This window comes from Micromonospora sp. NPDC007271, assembly GCF_040634005.1.
GTDB lineage: Bacteria > Actinomycetota > Actinomycetes > Mycobacteriales > Micromonosporaceae > Micromonospora.
In genome coordinates this window covers 1-2,093 of the sequence record NZ_JBEYER010000214.1, presented here as the reverse complement: position 1 = coordinate 2,093, position 2,093 = coordinate 1, and the positions used below count along the sequence as shown (strand labels likewise).

General features: G+C 69.0%; 1 protein-coding gene. It reads left to right on the top strand.

Annotation, left to right across the window (positions count from 1 at the left end):
• Positions 1-435 precede the first annotated feature (435 nt).
• The coding region (locus tag ABZ570_RS33930) for a Clp protease N-terminal domain-containing protein (RefSeq protein ID WP_358072277.1) at positions 436-2,093 on the top strand (1,658 nt) is incomplete at its 3' end.

Sequence of the window (2,093 nt, the reverse complement as noted above, 5' to 3'; positions counted from 1 at the left end):
CGCCGGTCCGCGGCCGCTTCCGCCACGGGTCCGGGCGGTCCCGCCGCGGTCCGGGCCGGGAGCGGGAAGAATCCGGGCTCAGGACGGGTTGTCCACAGGCGGTGGAGATGCTGTCCACAGGTTGTGGATGACGGGAGCGGCACCGGCGCCGCCCGCCCTGAGCCCGGAAGACCTTCCGGAAGCCCCGACCGGGCTTTTCCACCGACGGTCGAATTTCGCTCTGCGCGTACAGGCAGGGGTACCGGAACACCTCCTGAGCGTGGACGGTTGTCAGAAACGACGTGGGAACGGCCTTTCGCGGGGACACACGACCTCAGCGGAGTCGGTCCGCGGCGATAGAGTAAGGAGGCACGGACGCCCGTCCCGGACGTCCGCGCACCGGCCCCGCCATGATCTAGACCATCAAGGCGCACGGCACGTGAGGAGCACGAGGGCATGTTCGAGCGGTTCACCGACCGAGCGCGACGGGTTGTCGTCCTGGCCCAGGAAGAGGCCCGGATGCTCAACCACAACTACATCGGTACGGAACACATCCTGCTGGGCCTGATCCACGAGGGTGAGGGTGTCGCGGCAAAGGCCCTGGAGAGCCTCGGCATCTCCCTCGAGGGCGTCCGCCAGCAGGTCGAGGAGATCATCGGCCAGGGCCAGCAGGCGCCGAGCGGGCACATCCCGTTCACGCCGCGGGCCAAGAAGGTGCTGGAGTTGTCGCTGCGCGAGGCGCTGCAGCTCGGCCACAACTACATCGGCACGGAGCACATCCTGCTCGGCCTGATCCGTGAGGGCGAGGGCGTGGCCGCCCAGGTGCTGGTCAAGCTCGGCGCCGACCTCAACCGGGTCCGCCAGCAGGTGATCCAGCTGCTCTCCGGTTACCAGGGCAAGGAGCCGGCCGCCGCGGGCACCGCGCCGGGCGAGGCCGCGCCGTCGACCAGCCTGGTGCTGGACCAGTTCGGCCGCAACCTGACCCAGGCCGCCCGTGAGGGCAAGCTCGACCCGGTCATCGGGCGCGAGAAGGAAATCGAGCGGGTCATGCAGGTGCTCTCCCGCCGTACCAAGAACAACCCGGTCCTGATCGGTGAGCCCGGCGTCGGCAAGACCGCCGTGGTCGAGGGGCTGTCCCAGAAGATCATCAAGGGCGAGGTGCCCGAGACGCTGAAGGACAAGCAGCTCTACACGCTCGACCTCGGTGCCCTGGTGGCCGGTTCCCGCTACCGCGGTGACTTCGAGGAGCGCCTCAAGAAGGTGCTCAAGGAGATCCGCACCCGCGGCGACATCATCCTGTTCATCGACGAGATCCACACCCTGGTGGGTGCGGGTGCCGCCGAGGGCGCGATCGACGCGGCGAGCATCCTCAAGCCGATGCTGGCCCGTGGCGAGCTGCAGACCATCGGCGCGACCACCCTCGACGAGTACCGCAAGCACCTGGAGAAGGACGCCGCTCTCGAGCGCCGCTTCCAGCCGATCCAGGTGGGTGAGCCCTCGCTGGCCCACACCATCGAGATCCTCAAGGGCCTGCGCGACCGCTACGAGGCGCACCACCGGGTGAGCATCACCGACGCCGCCCTGGTGGCCGCCGCCACCCTGGCCGACAGGTACATCTCCGACCGCTTCCTGCCGGACAAGGCGATCGACCTGATCGACGAGGCCGGTGCCCGGATGCGGATCCGCCGGATGACGGCGCCGCCAGACCTGCGTGACTTCGACGAGCGCATCGCCCAGGTGCGCCGTGACAAGGAGTCCGCGATCGACGCGCAGGACTTCGAGCGGGCCGCTCAGCTCCGCGACAAGGAGAAGCAGCTGCTCGGCCAGAAGGCCCAGCGGGAGAAGGAGTGGAAGGCCGGTGACCTGGACGTCGTCAGCGAGGTCGACGACGAGCAGATCGCCGAGGTGCTCGGCAACTGGACCGGCATCCCGGTCTACAAGCTGACCGAGGAGGAGACCTCGCGCCTGCTGCGCATGGAGGACGAGCTGCACAAGCGCGTCATCGGCCAGGAGGACGCGGTCAAGGCGGTCTCGAAGGCGATCCGGCGTACCCGGGCCGGCCTGAAGGACCCGAAGCGCCCGTCCGGCTCGTTCATCTTCGCCGGCCCGTCCGG